The sequence below is a fragment of the Terrabacter sp. BE26 genome (assembly GCF_041941675.1).
Classification (GTDB): Bacteria; Actinomycetota; Actinomycetes; order Actinomycetales; family Dermatophilaceae; genus Terrabacter.
The window spans coordinates 2810676-2827240 of the sequence record NZ_CP090122.1; the positions used below are offsets into that span (position 1 = coordinate 2810676).

12 protein-coding genes are annotated in these 16565 nt (G+C 72.6%); 5 read left to right on the forward strand and 7 right to left on the reverse strand.

Annotated features, from left to right (window positions below; all coding sequences use genetic code 11):
- Nucleotides 1–10: 10 nt before the first annotated feature.
- Nucleotides 11–334, reverse strand: a complete 324-nt coding sequence (locus LQK93_RS13000) for a YciI family protein (protein WP_374968202.1) — start codon at nt 332–334, stop codon at nt 11–13.
- 238 nt (nt 335–572) lie between these two features.
- Between LQK93_RS13000 and LQK93_RS13005 the strand changes: the two genes are divergently transcribed.
- The 3 genes from LQK93_RS13005 to LQK93_RS13015 all read left to right on the forward strand — a co-directional run bounded on the left by LQK93_RS13005 (nt 573) and on the right by LQK93_RS13015 (nt 6099).
- Nucleotides 573–1274 (forward strand): GAF and ANTAR domain-containing protein, encoded by a 702-nt coding sequence (locus LQK93_RS13005; RefSeq protein WP_374968203.1) that lies wholly within the window; start codon nt 573–575, stop codon nt 1272–1274.
- Nucleotides 1275–1407: 133 nt separating this feature from the next.
- Nucleotides 1408–5607, forward strand: a complete 4200-nt coding sequence (locus tag LQK93_RS13010) for an AAA domain-containing protein (protein WP_374968204.1) — start codon at nt 1408–1410, stop codon at nt 5605–5607.
- A 54-nt stretch (nt 5608–5661) separates the two neighbouring features.
- Nucleotides 5662–6099, forward strand: a complete 438-nt coding sequence (locus tag LQK93_RS13015; protein WP_374968205.1) for a tetratricopeptide repeat protein — start codon at nt 5662–5664, stop codon at nt 6097–6099.
- A gap of 149 nt (nt 6100–6248) precedes the next feature.
- Here LQK93_RS13015 and mscL read toward each other — a convergent pair whose 3' ends face one another.
- The 5 genes from mscL to LQK93_RS13040 form a co-directional block, all read right to left on the reverse strand.
- A complete protein-coding gene (gene mscL, locus LQK93_RS13020; RefSeq protein WP_374968206.1) occupies nt 6249–6614 on the reverse strand; it encodes a large conductance mechanosensitive channel protein MscL in 366 nt (121 codons plus the stop codon).
- A gap of 161 nt (nt 6615–6775) precedes the next feature.
- Complete coding sequence (locus LQK93_RS13025; protein ID WP_374968207.1) at nt 6776–7483, reverse strand: SAF domain-containing protein; 708 nt, start codon at nt 7481–7483, stop codon at nt 6776–6778.
- Nucleotides 7483–8361: an S-methyl-5'-thioadenosine phosphorylase gene (locus tag LQK93_RS13030; RefSeq protein ID WP_374968208.1), complete on the reverse strand. Its 879-nt coding sequence runs from the start codon at nt 8359–8361 to the stop codon at nt 7483–7485. Before LQK93_RS13030 ends, LQK93_RS13025 begins: the two co-directional genes overlap by 1 nt.
- Before the next feature lie 73 nt (nt 8362–8434).
- On the reverse strand, nt 8435–8791 hold the full coding sequence (locus tag LQK93_RS13035; RefSeq protein ID WP_374968209.1) for an FmdB family zinc ribbon protein: 357 nt from the start codon (nt 8789–8791) through the stop codon (nt 8435–8437).
- A gap of 46 nt (nt 8792–8837) precedes the next feature.
- Entirely contained in the window at nt 8838–10325 is a 1488-nt protein-coding gene (locus LQK93_RS13040; RefSeq protein ID WP_374971504.1) for a potassium/proton antiporter, read from the reverse strand.
- A 303-nt stretch (nt 10326–10628) separates the two neighbouring features.
- Between LQK93_RS13040 and LQK93_RS13045 the strand changes: the two genes are divergently transcribed.
- Nucleotides 10629–13166, forward strand: a complete 2538-nt coding sequence (locus LQK93_RS13045) for a penicillin acylase family protein (RefSeq protein ID WP_374971505.1) — start codon at nt 10629–10631, stop codon at nt 13164–13166.
- Between the two features lie 55 nt (nt 13167–13221).
- On the opposite strand, the gene LQK93_RS13050 is transcribed toward LQK93_RS13045, so the two are convergent.
- On the reverse strand, nt 13222–13836 hold the full coding sequence (locus LQK93_RS13050) for a 5-formyltetrahydrofolate cyclo-ligase (protein WP_374968211.1): 615 nt from the start codon (nt 13834–13836) through the stop codon (nt 13222–13224).
- A gap of 59 nt (nt 13837–13895) precedes the next feature.
- Here LQK93_RS13050 and glp point away from each other — a divergent pair, with 59 nt between their 5' ends.
- Complete coding sequence (glp, locus tag LQK93_RS13055; protein ID WP_374968212.1) at nt 13896–16538, forward strand: gephyrin-like molybdotransferase Glp; 2643 nt, start codon at nt 13896–13898, stop codon at nt 16536–16538.
- The last annotated feature ends 27 nt before the right edge of the window (nt 16539–16565 follow it).

The window sequence follows — 16565 nt, forward strand, 5'->3', positions numbered from 1 at the left end:
TTACGCGCACTCAGAGGAACGGCCGGACCTCGACCTTGCGGTGGCACGCCTTCGACCCCTCGGCGGCGAGCCGGAGCGCCACGTCGAGGTCGGGCGCCTCGATGATCCAGAAGCCGGCGAGCCATTCCTTGGCCTCGATGAAGGGCCCGTCGGTGATCACCGCCTCGGTGCCCCGGTTGTCGACCACCGTTGCAGGGTCGGGCGATCCGAGGCCGCCGGCGAAGACCCACTGGCCCTGGGCCCTCAGCCTGTCGTTGAAGGCATCGGTGTCGGCCTGCTCTGTCTGGGTCGCCGAGCCGGCGCCGTCGTCGATCACGGACAGCAGGTACTGCATCTGCATCATCTCCCTCGCTCGGCGCGGCGTCACTCGACTGCCGCTCACCCCTGCAACGAACGGGCCTGTCCTGATCCGACACCCGTCGTGGGGGTTTGTTCAAGGGATCACCCGTCTGGTTTGGCGGATTTGTACGGATCCAGCGTCGAGGCACCTGCGTCCCTCGTGGGCCGCGGGGCGGCTGTCGCGTTCGTACAACATGTCGCCTGCGGCGTACGGGATGGGTAAGCGCTTGGACATGGAGCCGATCCCGGAGACACACGAGGCACTCGAGGAGCTGGAGCGTTACGGCGACCTCGAGCTGCGCGAGGACCTGGCACGGCTGGTGGGGCGCGCCAAGGAGCAAGTCCCCAGCCTGCTCGGTGTGAGCCTGGGCATGCTGTCCCAGGGCCTGATGCTGACCTACGTGGCGAGCGACCTGGAGGTGGCCGCGCTCGACGCCGTCCAGTACGTCGACGACGGGCCCTGTGAGGAGGCGGTGCGGACGGCGGAGGTCGTGCAGACCGACGTCAACGCCCTGCTGGACGAGGACCGGTGGCGGCTGTTCGCCCAGGCCACCGCCGCGGCCGGCATCGAGAGCACCCTGTCGTTGCCCATCCGCCACGGCGGGGTGGTCACCGGTGGCGTGAACCTCTACGGCGCCACGTCGGACACGTTCGACGGCCACGTGGCGGAGCTCGCGAACCTCTTCGGTGCGTGGGCGCCCGGGGCGGTCGCCAACGCGGACCTGTCGTTCGAGACGCGGCTCGAGGCGGTCCAGAGCCCCGCGCGGCTCAGGGCCCAGGCCCACGTCGACCAGGCGATCGGCCTGCTGGTGAGCGCACGGGGCCTCGACCCGGATGCGGCGGAGGAGCGGCTGCGGACCGCAGCGGCCCGCGCCGGTGTGGCCGTCTTCGTGCTCGCTCGAGCGCTCGTGGACGCCTTCGCCTCGGAGAGCTGAGAGGCCGGCGGATCACCTCGGCCACCCCTCCGGAGGCAAGGGCCGGTGGCGACAGGGCCGAAAGCCCCGGCGAATCGTGCTTGCTGGTCTGTCGCTGACAGGGCGGCAGCCCTTCGTTCGTTAGCCTGCTGGGATGACCGACCCCGCCAGGACCGACCCTGCCACCGTGGCGGAGTCGCCCTCGGGCGACCCGCGAGCCGACCGCGTCGCGGCCGCCGTCCGCACCTGGCAGCGCACCCTCGTCGATCTCGGTGGCCGCAACACCCTGCTGTGGTACCGCGACCTGCCTTCCGGGACGCTCGACCTGACCACCGCCCACCCCGGCGGCGTCTCCATGCTGCTCGCAGGCCGCCGCACCCGTCTGTCCGACCTGGTCCGCGAGCCGGCCGCCTTCACGGAGGCCCGCCGTCGCGCGCGCGCCATCCGGTCCAAGGCGCTCGAGCTGCGCGAGGAGCGCGGCATCGCAGCCGGGTTCATCGCCATCGGCATGGCGACGTGGTCCGTGCCCCGCGCCGCCCGACCGCCGGCTGCGCCGGTCCTGCTCCGCTCGTGTGTGCTGCGCCCGACCGGCGCCGCGCAGGAGGACTTCGAGATAGACCTCGGCCCGGACGTCGAGCTCAACCCGGTGCTGCGCGAGTACCTCCGCTCCGAGCAGGGCATCGAGGTCGACGCGGACGCGCTGGCCGACCTCGCCACCGCGGGCAACGGCTTCGACCCCTACCCCGTGTATGCCGCCCTCGGCCACGCGTGCGAGCACGTGCCCGAGTTCGAGATCACCCCTCGTCTGGTGCTCGGCACCTTCTCCTACGCCAAGCTGCCGATGGTCGCCGACCTCGCCCTGCAGGGAGACACCCTCGCGGACCACGACGTCGTCGCGGCGCTCGCCGGCGACGAGTCGGCACTCGCCGCGGTGCGCCTGCGGCTGCCGGACAGCGAGCCCGACCCGGACCCCGAGCACGAGTACCTCGTCCTCGACGCCGACGCCTCCCAGCACGCGGCGATCGACGCCGTACGCGCGGGCGCCCACCTCGTCATCAAGGGCCCTCCCGGCACCGGCAAGTCCCAGACGATCGTCAACCTCATCGCCGCCCTCGCCGCCGAGGGCAAGTCGGCCCTCTTCGTCGCCGAGAAGCGCGCGGCCATCGACGCCGTCCTCAGCCGGCTCGACCGGCTCGGCCTCGGCGACCTCGTGCTCGACGCGTACGACGGCCCGACGAACCGGCGCGCCACCGCGCAGCAGTTCGCCAGAAGCCTCGAGGCGGCCGTCGAGAACGACGCTGCCGACCTCGACCGCACCACCTCGACTCTGCGCGAGCGGCGCGGCCGGCTGCAGAACCACCTGCGCGCCCTGCACGAGGTCCGCGAGCCGTGGGGCGTCTCCGCGCACGAGGCCCAGGAGGCGCTCGTCGAGCTGGGCACCCGTACGCCGTGCCCCACCTCCCACGTACGCCTCGGCAGCCGCGACCTCGCGGGCCTCAGCCGCGTGCGGGCCGTCGAGCTCGGCAGGCGGCTGCGCGACGCGGCGGGCCTGGGCGCCTGGACCCGCGAGGGCGACGACCCGTGGTTCGGTGCGCGCATCCTCACCGCCGACGAGGCGTCCAAGGCCCTCGACATCACGACCCGCCACAGCACCAACGGACTCGACGACGCCGCACGCCGGCTCAACCGAATCCTGTCCGAGTCGCACGTGCCTGAGGCGAACTCGCTCGAGGACTGGAAGTCCGCCTTCGAGACGATGCTGAGCGTCCGCGAGACGCTCGAGGTGTTCCGTCCCGAGGTGTTCGACATCCCGCTCAAGGAGCACATCGCCGCGACGGCCACCCGCGACTGGCGAGATGCGCGCGACGTCGAGATGGGCTGGCTGGCTCGTTGGAAGATCCGCCAGCAGACCAAGCGCCTGCTGCGGCCCGGGCGCCCGCCGGCGAACCTCCACGAGGAGCTCGTGTCCGCGAACGAGCAGCGGGAGCACTGGTTCCAGCTCGTCGGGGGCGGGGGCCGTCCGGAGATCTCCCCGCGCCTCGACGAGGGCCTGGCCCTGCTCGCCGGGCTGACGGCGGACCTCGAGTGGCTCGACGAGCGGCTGGCGGTCGGCCCCGACGGGCAGACGCTCACGTCGCTGCCGCTGCGAGACCTGCGTGACCGGCTCGCCGACCTCGCGCGTCGCCCCGACCGGATCGCGGTGCTGCCGCAGGTCACGGCGGCCCTCGATGAGGTCCGTGCGGCCGGCCTCGGCGCCGTCGTCGACGACCTCGCCCGGCGTGGCGTGCCGACCGAGCAGGTCACGGCCGAGGTCGAGCACGTGTGGTGGGCCTCGCTCGCCCAGGAGATCACGGTGCGTGACCCGGCATACGGAGCGCACGACGGCGCGGGGCTGCGCCGTGACGTCGCGGAGTTCGCCGAGGCCGACCGCGCCCACCAGGGCGCCACGGTCGAACGCGTGCGCGGTGCCGTCGCACGCCACGTGCGCGAGGTGCTCGCCGACAACCCGGCCCACGAGGCGCTCGTGCGGGCCGAGGCCGGCAAGGCCCGGCGCCATCGGTCACTGCGCGACCTCATGCCCCAGGCGGGCTCCACCCTCACGGCGATCAAGCCGTGCTGGGCGATGAGCCCGCTCGTCGTCGCCTCCACGCTGCCCCCGGGCCGCTGGTTCGACGTCGTCATCTTCGACGAGGCCTCACAGGTGCAGCCCGCACAGGCCATCTCGGCCATCTCCCGCGCACGCCAGGTCGTCGTGGCCGGCGACGAGCGGCAGCTGCCGCCGACCAACTTCTTCACCGTCGTGTCCGACGACGAGGCAGACGCCCCCGGCTCCGAGGACGAGGCCTTGACGGAGGGCTTCGAGTCCGTCCTCGACGTGCTCGCAGCCGCGCTGCCCACCCGCAACCTCAGCTGGCACTACCGCAGCCGCGACGAGCGCCTCATCGCGTTCGCCAACGAGGCGATGTACGACGGAAGGCTGACGACGTTCCCCGGCACGTCCATCGAGTCGGCCGTGCGGTTCGAGCCGGTCGCGGGTGTGGCGGAGGTGCAGCCGGGCGTCGACACCATCGAGACGACCGACGGCGAGGTCGCCCGCGTCGTCGAGCTCGTCCTCGAGCACGCCCGGACCCGGCCGGCGGAGTCGCTCGGCGTCATCGCGCTCGGCATCCGGCACGCCGACCGCCTCGACGACGCGATCACCGAGGCGCTGCGCACCAACCCGGACGTGGCCGCCTTCTTCGACGACTCGCGCGATGAGCGCTTCTTCGTCAAGAACCTCGAGCGCGTCCAGGGCGACGAGCGCGACGCGATCATCCTCTCGATCGGCTACGGCAAGACCCCGCACGGGCGCGTCCTGCACCGCTTCGGACCGCTCAACATCGAGGGCGGCGAGCGTCGGCTCAACGTCGCCATCACCCGGGCCCGCAGCCGGATGACCGTGGTGTCCGCGCTGCGTGCGGTGGACCTCGACCCGAACCGGCTCAAGGCCCGCGGAGCCGTCATGCTGCGCGACTTCCTGGCCTACGCCGAGAGCCGCGGCAACGCCGGGGACGAGGACACGCTCTTCGCCGCCGCCACGCTGACGCACGACCCCTTGCGCCACGACCTCGCCGAGCGCCTGCGCCGCCAGGGGCTCACGGTGCACGAGGACTACGGCACCGCCGACCACCGCGTCGACATCGCGGTCGAGGACCCCTACCACCGCGGCCGCGCGCTGATCGCCGTGGAGACCGACGGCGAACGGTATGCCGCGCTGCGCAGCACCCGCGACCGTGACCGACTGCGGCCCGAGCAGCTGGAGCGACTGGGGTGGGTGCACGAGCGGGTCTGGAGCACCGACGTGTTCCGTGACCCGGCTCGCGAGATCGCCCGCATCGTCACGTTGGCGCGCACCTCGTCGCCTCCGGCGGCCGCCCTGCACCCGTCGGCCACCCAGTCGGCCAACGGGTCCGGCACCGGCTCGGGCAACGAGTTCGGCACCGGGTCGGGCAGCGGCTCGGGCGACGGTTCAGGCGAGCAGTCGGGGGACCTGGCCGACGGTGGCGCCGCAGCAGCCGAGGGCTCGAACGGCGATCGCCCCGCGGAGCCGACGGCCGCGGAGAGCCCGAACGGCGACTCCGGGTCCGGCGCCCCTGCGGCGCACCCGTCACCGGCCCCCAGGCGCAAGCGCCGACGGGTGTTCCGGAAGGGCACCGGCGCCGCCGAGGACGTCGACGACGTGGGCTCGGGGGAACCGGCCGCCTCGCTCGCCCGCAGCAGCGACGAGCTCGACCTCGGCTGGGGTGAGCGGGCCGCGGGCTCAGGAGTCGGCGACCGGTGGCTCGAGGAGCAGCGACCGCCGCACTACGAGTGAGGGGGCCACGTCCCGCCGCGGAATGCGGCAGTCTGCGACGGTGTTGTGGGGCGCATGAACACGATGACACCGTTCCCGCTGCGCCTGTCCTGGGCCCGGGGTCTCGTCGAGCGCGGTGACCACCAGGGCGCCGCAACGGCCCTGGCCGAGCTCGTCGAGGAAGCGGAGTCGGCTCGCGCTCGCCCGGCCGACCCTGCCTCGAGCGGTGCCGTTCCCGGTGACGAGGCCGTGCTGCACTCCGTGACGGAGCTGCGCCTGCTGCTGGCCCGTGCCTATTTCCAGTCGGCCCAGCTCGGTCGTGCGGAGGCCACGCTGCTCCGCGTCATCGAGGACGCCCCGACCGATGCGTACGCCCACCTGCTGCTGGGCCGCACGCTGCAGCGTGCCGGCCGGCACGCCGAGGCCGCGCGTCCGCTCGCGCTGGCCGAGGTGCTGGGCGACTACGACCGGCCCCAGGCCTACGGCGGCGCGGCGCACGGCGACAGCGCCTAGGTCCCGGGACCGCGTCCCCACCACACGAGAGTGCCTACACGACTCAAGAGTCGAGTGGGCACTCTGCTGCCCCGTCGGGTCGCGGTGTCCTGCCGGTCCCAGCCAACAGGCGAGCGGGCACTGTCCTGCGTCTGGCGGGTTCCGGCAGGTCAGCGCACGCGGAGGGCGTCGCGGATCTCGGTCAGGAGGACGATCTCCTCCGAGGGAGCCGCGGGCTCCGGCTCGACGCCCTTCTTGCGGCGTGCGGCGATCGTGTTCATCGGGACGACCACCATGAAGTAGACGGCGGCCGCCACGATCAGGAAGCTGATCAGCGCCGTGATGAAGGCGCCGATGGCGACGCCGCCCGGCGTGTACGACGAGAAGTTGGGCTTGCCGCCGAGCTTGCCGATGAGGTCCATGATGACCTTGACGAACGCGTTGATGACGCTCGTGAACGCGGTGCCGATGACGATGGCGACGGCGAGGTCGACGACGTTGCCCCGCATGAGGAAGTCCTTGAAACCCTTGAGCATGAGCGTCCTTTCGCATCCCCGGAAGGGGCAGTCGATGCTTCGGTGGAGGGCGGAGGTTGTCGACCGCCTCGGGGTCGTGCAGGTGGGTGCCGGAAGGGCCGCCGGGCCGGCTCGCGTTGTCCGCTCGGCTGCCGTGACGAGCAGCGCCGGCGCGTCCGAGACTACTGCTGGGACCCGGCTCCTGCTCGGTGCCGGACCGCGACGACGAGGCTCTGGCCCGCCTGGAGCGCGCTCAGCGCCTTCGCCACCTCGGTGGCCTGGCCCGGGTCGAGGGCCAGGGTGACGCGGGCCGGGGCTCCGGAGCCCAGGCCCTGCGCATCCTGCGCGTCGCGCACGGCGAGCACGACGACATCGCTCGCTGCGCGCATCCCGGTGCCGGTGGCGTAGAGGTCGATGTGGTTGCCCGGCCGCACGCCGACGGAGGCGGCGTCGAGGACGGGGACGCTGACGGCGACCCGGTCGCCGGGCTGGCCGGTCAGAAGGTCGTCGCCGACGAGCCGGCCGGGGGTGACCACCTCGTTCGCCGCTAGCGAGGCACCGGCGACGCGGCCGACCACGGTCTCCGGCGAGGACAGCGCCGCGAGCGGCCGCTGGCCACGCGGCCGTGCGGTCAGGATGACGTCGTCGGCGGCGATGGGCTCACCGGCTGCGACGTCGCGGGCCATCACGACCGTGGGCACCCCGGCGCCACCGGCCGGCGTGGGCCGCAGGGCTCCGACCGTGACCAGGACCGCCAGGGCGGCGAGCCCGGCGGAGGCCCATCGCCGCCACCGGCTGCGCCGGGCGTGGCGACGACGCGGACCGTCGGGCCAGGCTGGCGAGTGGCGCCGGGCCGGGCGCCAACGACCCGGCCCCCCGGAGGCGGCCATCAGGGGAGGGGGAAGGGCAGCTCGATGCCGTCGAGGCTGCGTCGGCACGGACAGGTGGCCGTCTCGTCGGGCTCGTGCGCGGGCATCTGACCGATGGCGTCACGCAGGATCGCGCCGAGGTGCTCGACGTTGGTGGCGAAGACCCGCAGCACTTCCTCGTGGCTGACGGCCTCGCCGCCCTCGACGCCGGCGTCGTGGTCGGTCACCATCGCGATCGTCGTGAAGCACATCGCCAGCTCGCGGGCGAGCGCGGCCTCGGGCATGGCCGTCATGCCGACGATGTCGAAGCCGGCCCGCTGGTGCATGACCGACTCGGCGCGTGAGGAGAAACGGGGCCCGTTGACGACCACGAGGGTGCCGTCCGGGACGACCGGCAGCGGGGACAGGCGCGCGGCGTCGATCGCGACCGAACGGCCGTTGGGGCAGTACGGGTCGGCGAACCCGACGTGGACCACCGGGCCCTCGGCCTCGTAGATCGTGTGCGCCCGCCCCCACGTCCGGTCCACGACCTGGTCGGGCACGACGATCGTGCCCGGACCGTGCTCGGGCCTGAGCGATCCCACGGCACAGGGCGACAGGACCTGGCGCGCGCCGACGGCCCGCAGCGCCCAGAGGTTGGCGCGGTAGTTGACCCGGTGCGGGGCGAAGCGGTGTCCCTTGCCGTGTCGGGCGACGAAGGCGACGCCGCGTCCTTCCACCTCACCGACCACGAGCGGGTCGCTCGGGGGACCGAAGGGCGTGTCGACCTCGACCGTCTCGTAGTCGTCGAGGAACTCGTAGAGGCCGGACCCGCCGATGACGCCGATCTCCGCGACGGGGCCGCTGGCCCGCTCGTCGGCACCGGCGGAGGCGGACGTGGTCGTCTGCGCAGTGGTCATGGGGCGAGCCTAGGGCGGACGCCCGCCGGGGCTCACGGCATACGTCCTCGGGTGGGGACAACGTCCCCGGGGCTCAGGGGGCTGTGGACGAGCCGGAGGAGGTGGACGTCGACGAGCCGGAGGAGTCCGAGGACGACGACGAGCCGGAGGAGTCCGAGGACGACGACCCGGCGTCCTTCTTCGCGCCGCCGTCGCCGGAGGAAGGGGAGGACGACGAGTCGGCGGCCGGCTTGGGGCCGTTCTTGCCCGAGGAGCGCGAGTCGGTCTTGTAGAAGCCCGAGCCCTTGAACGCGATGCCCACAGGGTGGATCACCTTGCGCAGCCGCGGCTCGCCGCAGTTCGGGCACACCGTCAGGGCGTCGTCGGTGAACGACTGGCGGATGTCGAAGGTGTGACCGCAGTTCTGGCACGCGTAGGAGTAGGTGGGCACCGGAAGGACCTCGAGGCGTCGAAGGGGAAGAGGGCAGATGGTCAGTCTACGACCAGCCCGCGAGGCGCCCGCCGCGGCTGATCTCGCGGATGCGCCGCTCGGTGCGCCGCCTCACCTTGGAGGTCGCGACGACGAGGAGACGGTCGCCGTGCTTGATCGTCGCGTGCGGCTCGGGCACGAAGCCCTCGCCACCGCGCACGACCAGGGTCACGTTGGCGCCCTTGGGCAGGCGGAGCTCGAAGACCGCCACGCCGTGCAGGCGCGACTCGGCCCCGACCGTCACCTGGATGACGTCGGCGCTGATCTCCATGAGCGAGGTCGACTCGAGGTCGACGTCGACGCTGTGGACCTGCTCCGTGAGCCCGAGCCGTTTGGCCACCCACGGCAGCGTCGGCGCCTGGACGATGGTGAAGACCACCACGAGCACGAAGACGAGGTCGAAGATCCACTCCGTGTTCGGGGTGCCGACCACGAGGGGCACGGTCGCGAGCACGACCGGCACCGCCCCGCGCAGCCCCGCCCACGACAGGAACGCCTGCTCACGCCAGGGCACGCCGAACCACGACACCGACGCCACGACCGACAGGGGTCGCGCCACCAGGAGCAGGACCAGCCCGATGACGAGCGCCTTGCCGAACATCTCGTCGAGTCGTCGCGGGTCGGCGAGCAGGCCGAGCAGCACGAAGAGGCCGATCTGGGCGATCCAGCCGAGCGCGTTGGCGAAGCTCTGGAACGCGACCCGGTTGGGCAGGCCCATGTTGCCGAGCACGAGCGCCGCGAGGTACGTCGCGAGGAAGCCGGAGACGTGCACGGCCGCGCCCACGGCATACGCGAGCACGGTGAGTGCCACGACTCCGATGGAGAACAGCGCCGACGACGTCCCGGCGACGCGGCGCAGCAGCTGCCCGCCCAGCCAGCCCACGGCCACCCCGACGAGCGCGCCGCCGGCGAGCTCGACGGCGGCCTCGAGGAGCAGGACCCACCACGGCTGCGCGGTGCCGCCCGGCAGGCCCTGCGCGGCGAACGCCACGACGAGGATGACGACGGGGGCGTCGTTGAACCCGGACTCGGCCTCGAGAATGCCGGAGATGCGGCGGGGGAGCGCGACGTTGCGCAGCACCGCGAAGACGGCTGCGGCGTCGGTCGACGAGACGATCGCCCCGATGAGCAGCGAGGTCGTCCACGACAACCGCAGGAACGCGTGTGCCGCGACGGCGACGACGAGCACCGAGACGACCACACCCAGCGTCGAGAGCACCGCCGCCGGGGCGACGGAGCTCTTGATGTTGGTCCACGAGGTCGTCAGGCCGCCCTCGGCGAGGATGAGCACGAGCGCGGCGTAGCCGAGCACCCGGGTGACCGAGGCGTCATCGAACTGGATGCCGGCGCCGGCGTTGCCGAGGGCCAGGCCGATGCCGAGGTAGATGAGCAGTGACGGCAGGCCGGACCGGACCGAGAGGCGGACAGCGGCCACCGCCACGAGCAGGACCAGCGAGCCGATCAGGAGCACACGCGTCAGGTCGTCGAGGTCCATGGTCGACGACGTGATGGCCGGGTGTGCGATCAAGGGCGGCTCCTCGGGTGTGCGCCAATCCAACCATCCCGGCACAGACCGGCGGCCACCGGTTCGCCCGCGGGAGGCCCGCGCGAGGACGCGCGAGAGGCCCGCGCGCGGCCGGAGACCGGCCGTGCCGGCACTTCGCCCACGGTTCGACAACGATTGGTGCACCGCCGCGCGGGGCGCGGTCGGCGCCCTCGGCGTGGGGCCTAGGCTCGTCGCGTGTCACGGTTGAAGCGCGCCCGTCGGATCGTCCTGCTCGTCGCCGTCCTCGTCGTCATGGCGGTGGTCGGTGTCGGGATCCTGGCGGTGGGCGTGGTCCGGCAGTCCTTCCCCGAGACCAGCGGCAAGCTCTCGATGGAGGGCCTCACGAGCTCCGTCGGCGTCAGTCGCGACGCCCGCGGCATCCCGACCATCTACGCCGACAACGCCAAGGACCTCTTCCAGGCGCAGGGCTACGTCAGCGCCCAGGACCGCTTCTTCGAGATGGACCTGCGCCGCCACGTCACCGCGGGGCGGCTCTCCGAGCTCGTGGGCAGCGCCGGGATCGAGAGCGACAAGGTCATCCGCACCATGGGGTGGCGCCGGGTCGCGGAGGAGGAGCTGCCCAAGCTGGCTCCCGAGACGCGGCAGTACCTCCAGGCCTACGCCGACGGTGTCAACGCGTACATCAAGCGAGCCGAGTCGCCTGAGAAGATGTCGCTCGAGTACTCCGTGCTCCTGCGGCGCAACCCCGGCTACCGCGTCGAGCCCTGGACGCCGGTCGACTCCCTCGCGTGGCTCAAGGCCATGGCCTGGGACCTGCGCGGCGACTACTCCGACGAGCTCGCCCGCGCCCGCCTCTCGCGCACCACCAGGTCGCTCAAGCAGGTCAACCTGCTCTACCCGCCCTACCCGGTCGACCGGAACCAGCCGATCCTCTCCGACCAGGACTGGCAGCCCGCAGCGAGCGCCGGCGACCAGGCGGCCAGCGCCGAGCCCGCGGCCCTGACGGCGATGCGCTCCTCCAGCGGCACCGCCGCCATCGACTCGGCGCTCGCGTCGGTCGACGCGGTCCCCTCCACGCTCGGCCGCGGGGACGGCATCGGATCCAACTCCTGGGTGGTGTCGGGGTCGCACACGACGACCGGCAAGCCGCTGCTGGCCAACGACCCCCACCTGGGCCTGTCGATCCCCGGCATCTGGCAGCAGGTCAACCTCCAGTGCCGCACGGTCAGTGCGGCATGCCCCTTCCGGGTCTCCGGCTTCACCTTCTCGGGGCTGCCCGGCGTGGTCATCGGGCACAACGGCACGATCGCCTGGGGCATGACCAACCTCGGCCCGGACGTCACCGACTTCTACCTCGAGCAGGTCTCGGGGGAGACGTACCTCCGTGACGGCCGCAACCTCCCGCTCGAGACGCGCCGCGAGGTCATCAAGGTGGCCGGTGGGGCCGACGTGCCCCTCACGGTGCGCTCCACCGTGCACGGGCCGATCCTCTCGGACGTTCTCCCGGCCGTCGACGCGGCGGGGGACCGCAGCGTCGTGCGCGGAGCCCCGCAGTCCAACCGGTATGCCGTGTCGCTGGCCTGGACGGCCCTGGCGCCCGGCTCGACCGCCGATGCCGTCTTCGCGCTCAACCGGGCCTCGAACTGGACCGAGTTCCGCAAGGCCGCCGCGCTCTTCTCGGTGCCCTCGCAGAACCTCGTCTACGCCGACACGGCCGGCCACATCGGCTACCAGGCGCCCGGCCGCATCCCGGTCCGGCGCTCGGCCACACCGGGCTCGCCCCCCGGCTTCTGGCCCTCGCCCGGCTGGGACTCGCAGTGGGACTGGAAGGGATACGTCCCGTTCGACCAGCTGCCCAGCACCTTCGACCCCCCCGAGGGCTTCCTCGTCACCGCCAACCAGGCCGTCACGGCCAGCCCGACGCCCTTCCTCACCTCCGAGTGGGACTACGGCTTCCGCGCCCAGCGCATCCGCACGCTCCTCGCCGCCACCCCGAAGGTGTCGCCCGAGACGATGTCGCAGATCCAGGGCGACACGCGCAACACCTACGCGCCCGCCCTGGTCGAGCGGCTCCTCGCCGTGCAGGTCGACGACTTCACGGCCCAGGCGCAGCGCCTGCTGCGCGACTGGGACGGCAACCAGCCCAGCGACAAGTCCCGCGACTCGGCGGCGGCGGCCTACTACAACGCCGTGTGGAAGCACCTGCTCGAGTACACCTTCGACGAGCTGCCGCCCGACATCGCCCCCGACGGCGGGAGCCGGTGGATGGTGGTCATGGAGCAGCTCCTCAAGGACCCGAAGAACGACTGGTGGGACGACAAGACGACGCCCGGCGTCACCGAGGGGTCCGGCGAGATCCTCAAGCGCGCCCTCGTGGCGGCGCGTCTCGACCTGGCCCGCGAGCTCGGCAAGGTGCCGGCCACGTGGCGCTGGGGCCGGCTGCACCAGCTCGACCTGAAGCACCAGGTGCTCGGTGGCGACGGCGTGCCCGCCGTCGTCCGGGACCTGTTCAACCGCGGCGGCATCGAGCTCGGCGGCGGCAACGCCATCGTCAACGCCAACTCCTGGAACGCCTCCGCGCCCGGCTACGACGTCACCACCGGCCCCTCGATGCGGATGATCGTCGACCTGGGCAACTTCGACGCGTCACGGTGGGTCAACTCCACCGGGCAGTCGGGGCACGCCTACAACGATCACTACGCCGACCAGGTCGACGCCTGGGCCGCCAACGAGACCTTCCCGTGGGCCTTCAGCGAGAAGGCGGTGCGGGAGGCCGGCGACGACGAGCTGACGCTGTCGCCGCCCTCCCCGGCCGCAGCCGGTCCCTGACGCGGGCCCGTCCGCCAGGCCGACCAACCGAGGGCGTATGCCGTCCGGTGCGCCCTCAGCGCAGCCTGACCACGCGCCCGGTCGTCGTCACGTAGCCGTCGACCGGCACGTCGTGCGGGTCCGCCGGCAGGTCGGCGGTGCTCTGCTCGCCCTCGTGGAGCAGGACGACCACCGGGGCGCCCGGGTCGCGGTGCCGCAGCGCACGGTCGTAGCACCCGCCGCCCTGCCCCAGCCGTGTGCCGTGCGTGTCCACGGACAGGCCGGGCGTCACGACGAGCTCGCAGGTGGCGAGGGCGTCGGTGCCGAGCCAGTCCCGTCGCTCGTCGGCACCGGCGGTGCGGCCGCCCCGGCCGGGGCGGCGCACGGTGGCCTCGTCGGCGGCGGCGCCGCGGACGGCATACCTCCACTCGAGCGAGAAGTCGTCGAGCACGACGGGCACGATGACCTCGTGGCCCGACTCGAGCAGGGCCTCGACGAGGCGGCCTGTCGGCGGCTCGTCGGGCAGCGACTCGTAGACGGCCACTCGGCCGGGGTCGGGCACGAAACCGAGCACGGCCTCGGCGATGGCTCGGGCGGCGGCCTCCCGCCCGGCGGCATCCGTCCGCGCGGCGAGCGCGCGCCGGCGGGCCCGTGCGGCGTGACGCAGGTCATGCTTGGAGGCGGCTCTCATCGCGGACCGAACCGACGGACCTGCGGGATGCGCACGCCGCCCATCGTAAGGTGAGGCCCATGAGTGACCAGGGGCTGCGCGCATCCGTCGCGCTCATGCGCGAACGGGGACTGGGTCCCGAGGCGATCCGTGTCTTCGAGCACTACTTCCAGCAGCTGGAGGCGGGAGCGCTCGGCACGATCCCCGAGGACTCGATCGAGCCCCTCGGCGACATCCAGGCCCTCGGTGAGGTGCGGGTCACCGACGAGGAGGCGCGCGCAGCCCTGTCCAAGACCGCCGTCATCAAGCTCAACGGCGGCCTCGGCACCGGCATGGGCATGACGGGCGCCAAGTCCGCGCTCGAGGTCCGGGACGGCCTGACCTTCCTCGACATCATCGCCCTGCAGGTGCTCGCCCTGCGCAAGCGCTGGGACGTCGAGCTGCCGCTCGTGCTCATGAACTCCTTCCGCACCTCGGAGGAGTCGCTCGCCATCCTCGAGAAGTACCCCGACCTGCCGGTCGAGGGGCTGCCGCTGGACTTCATCCAGAACGCGGAGCCGAAGCTGTGTCCCGACGACCTCATGCCGGTCACGTGGCCCAAGGACCCCGAGCTCGAGTGGTGCCCGCCCGGCCATGGCGACATCTACGTCTCGCTCGTCACCTCGGGTGTGCTGGATGCACTGCTGGAGAAGGGGATCCGCTACGCCTTCCTCTCCAACTCCGACAACCTCGGGGCCACCTGCGACCCCGATGTCGCCGCCTGGATGGTCGAGCACGGGCTGCCCTACGTCGCCGAGGTGTGCACCCGGACCAAGAGCGACCGCAAGGGCGGCCACCTCGCGGTGCGCAAGGCGGACGGCCGCATCGTGCTGCGCGACACGGCGATGGTGGCCGAGGGGGAGGAGCGCTTCTTCCGCGACATCAAGCGCCACAACACCTTCAACGCCAACAACGTGTGGGTCGACCTCGAGGTCCTGCGCGAGCGCATGACGCAGAAGGAGGGCGTGCTCGGGCTCCCGATCATCGTCAACCGCAAGACCGTCGACCCCGCCGACCCCAGCTCGCCCGAGGTCATCCAGATCGAGTCGGCGATGGGCACCGCGATCGAGGTCTTCGAGGGCTCCGAGGCGATCCTCGTGCCGCGCACCCGCTTCCGGCCGGTGAAGACGACGAACGACCTGCTCGTGATCCGGTCCGACTTCTTCTCCCTCGACGAGAGCTACCACGTCGTGGCCGCGGTCGAGGGCCCCGAGCCCTTCGTCGACCTCGACTCCGCCTACCGCTTCGTGTCCGGATTCGAGAAGCGCTTCCCCAAGGGCGTGCCGTCGATGCGTGACTGCACGAGCCTGCGAGTCATCGGTGACCCCGTCTTCGGGCGCAACGTCCGCTGCCTCGGCGACGTGCTCATCGACGGTTACACGCGCGTCCAGGACGACGCCGTGCTCGGTGAGCTGCCCCCGGGCGCCCTGCCGCCGGAGTCGGTGCCCGGCGAGGTGCGCACCGTCGACGAGCACCTGAGGGCCATCCTCTCGACGCTCGAGCCGGCGCCCACCCAGCGGACGCCGCTGACCGAGGCGCTCGGCCTCGTGGTGGCCCGCGACGTGCGCGCCGAGGTGAGCCTGCCGCGCTTCGACAACTCCTCGATGGACGGGTATGCCGTCCGCGCCGAGTCGCTCGCCGGCGCCGCCGACGCGCCGGTGCGGCTGCGCATCGTCGGCGAGGTGGCCGCGGGCCAGGATCCGACGTTCTCGGTCGGTCCCGGGGAGGCCGCCCGCATCATGACCGGAGCGCCCATCCCCGACGGCGCCGACGCCGTCATCGCCGTCGAGGACACCGACGGCGCCGCCTCCGGCGAGGTGGAGTGCCGCACTGCCGTCAGGGCGGGCCGCTACGTCCGGCCACGGGGCGAGGACGTCATGACCGGCTCCGTCGTGGTCCCGGCGGGCAGCGTCGTCGGCGCGCGGACCCTCGCCCTGCTGGCCGCCTGCGGGCACTCGGACGTGGAGGTGCACCGCCGCCCGCACGTCGTCGTCATCTCGACCGGCACCGAGCTCGTGCCCCCGGGAGAACCGTTGGGCCCCGGCCAGATCCACGACTCCAACTCCTCCATGCTGTGGGCTGCCGCAGTCAGCGCCGGGGCCTCCGCCGAGGTGCGAGGAGTCGTCGGCGACTCCGAGGAGGAGCTCATCGCGGTGCTCGACGAGGTCGCAGGCTCTGCCGACGTCGTGATCACGAGCGGCGGGGTGTCGATGGGCGCCTACGACGTCGTCAAGGGAGCGCTGAGCGGCGAGGGGATCGACTTCGTCAAGGTTGCCATGCAGCCGGGCAAGCCGCAGGGTTACGGCCTGCTGACCGGACCCGGCGGCCGGCAGGTGCCGCTCTTCGCCCTGCCCGGCAACCCGGTGTCGTCCTTCGTCTCGTTCGAGGTCTTCGTGCGTCCGGCCCTGCGCCGCCTGATGCGGCTCACCCCGGAGAAGCGCCGGTTGCGCCCCGCCACCCTGATCTCGGGCGTCGACTCGTTCGGAGGTCGCCGGCAGTTCGGTCGCGCGGTGGTCTCGCGGTCGGCCGAGGGCACGCTCGTGGCGGTGCCGGTCGCCGGCCAGGGCTCGCACTTCGTCGCCGACCTGTCGCGGGCCAACGCCTTGTTCGTCGTCCCCGAGGACGTGACCGAGCTGGTGGCCGGCGAGGTCGTCGACGTCCTGCTGCTCGACCCGGAGGCCTGATGGGCGACGCGACGGAGCCGACCGAGG

What these genes read in the sequence shown, in the direction of transcription:
- LQK93_RS13000 (WP_374968202.1), bottom strand. Translation starts at nt 334, where the DNA reads ATGCAGTACCTGCTGTCCGTGATCGACGACGGCGCCGGCTCGGCGACC.
- LQK93_RS13005 (WP_374968203.1), top strand. Translation starts at nt 573, where the DNA reads ATGGAGCCGATCCCGGAGACACACGAGGCACTCGAGGAGCTGGAGCGT.
- LQK93_RS13010 (WP_374968204.1), top strand. Translation starts at nt 1,408, where the DNA reads ATGACCGACCCCGCCAGGACCGACCCTGCCACCGTGGCGGAGTCGCCC.
- LQK93_RS13015 (WP_374968205.1), top strand. Translation starts at nt 5,662, where the DNA reads ATGAACACGATGACACCGTTCCCGCTGCGCCTGTCCTGGGCCCGGGGT.
- mscL (WP_374968206.1), bottom strand. Translation starts at nt 6,614, where the DNA reads ATGCTCAAGGGTTTCAAGGACTTCCTCATGCGGGGCAACGTCGTCGAC.
- LQK93_RS13025 (WP_374968207.1), bottom strand. Translation starts at nt 7,483, where the DNA reads ATGGCCGCCTCCGGGGGGCCGGGTCGTTGGCGCCCGGCCCGGCGCCAC.
- LQK93_RS13030 (WP_374968208.1), bottom strand. Translation starts at nt 8,361, where the DNA reads ATGACCACTGCGCAGACGACCACGTCCGCCTCCGCCGGTGCCGACGAG.
- LQK93_RS13040 (WP_374971504.1), bottom strand. Translation starts at nt 10,325, where the DNA reads ATGGACCTCGACGACCTGACGCGTGTGCTCCTGATCGGCTCGCTGGTC.
- LQK93_RS13045 (WP_374971505.1), top strand. Translation starts at nt 10,629, where the DNA reads ATGGCGGTGGTCGGTGTCGGGATCCTGGCGGTGGGCGTGGTCCGGCAG.
- LQK93_RS13050 (WP_374968211.1), bottom strand. Translation starts at nt 13,836, where the DNA reads ATGAGAGCCGCCTCCAAGCATGACCTGCGTCACGCCGCACGGGCCCGC.
- glp (WP_374968212.1), top strand. Translation starts at nt 13,896, where the DNA reads ATGAGTGACCAGGGGCTGCGCGCATCCGTCGCGCTCATGCGCGAACGG.